The following is an 850-nucleotide window of genomic DNA, read 5'->3' as shown; positions in this document are numbered from 1 at the left end:
TTTATCAAAGAATGCGAGTTTAGATTTAACTATGGTACACCATCACAAAAGCTAAAAACTTTAAGAAAATGGTGTGGGATTTAGGGCTAATCTAGTACAGCCCCTAGATTTTAATGCTTCTTTTATTATGTTGGTGCGTTGGTTGGTTTGATTTATCTATACATCTCTTGATTATTATATCTATCTATTATGAGTAAGATTTTATACTACTTTGTTTTGTGGCATATTTGACAATATACTACTTTGGTATTGCGTCGTATATAAAATTTAAAAATACTCCATTGAAACCTAGTTGTTTACATTCTTTTTTGTAAAATTTTGTAACTTTTAATTAAAAACTTCTAATAGTGTACAATCATTGACAAATTATTTAATCTAAATTTTTTAAGTGATTGAAATATAATGGTTTTTTGATATGATAATAGTTATCAGTTGCTATTCTTTCGCGTCTTATTATTGCTGTATTTTTGCTATTGCGTTATTAAAATTTATTATTTAAGCATTAACTGAATGATTGTTAGGCAGAGCGTCAAAATAGCGGGGGGGGGGGTGGGCTATATCATTAACAGTGAAAATACCTTATAATAGGCGTGGATTTGCGCCCAGTGAAATCTGTAAATTGCCGCCATTTTAGTTTTAGGCATTGCCTTACAAGGATTGTCTTGTGTGGCTTAATCATGGTGTTGTCATGATTGCCTTTTTTAAGCAAGATTGTTTTGTAGTGCTTGAAGCTGTCGGTAATTTTATGGATTGTTTGACAGGCGCAATGACTTTATAGACTTTGACTTTATTGTATTACCTCAACCTTTGACGGGAAATTTTTTTGAGTATGAAACTTCAACACCCCCCC

At 31.6% G+C, this 850-nt stretch carries 1 pseudogene; it reads left to right on the top strand.

Features of this window, described 5'->3' with window-relative positions:
* A pseudogene (locus tag B0181_RS11975) lies at window positions 1–84 on the top strand (IS1595 family transposase); the annotation flags it as partial.
* Window positions 85–850: the final 766 nt, after the last annotated feature.

It is taken from the genome of Moraxella caviae, from assembly GCF_002014985.1.
Lineage (GTDB): Bacteria > Pseudomonadota > Gammaproteobacteria > Pseudomonadales > Moraxellaceae > Moraxella > Moraxella caviae.
This window is presented reverse-complemented; position numbering and strand designations above follow the sequence as displayed.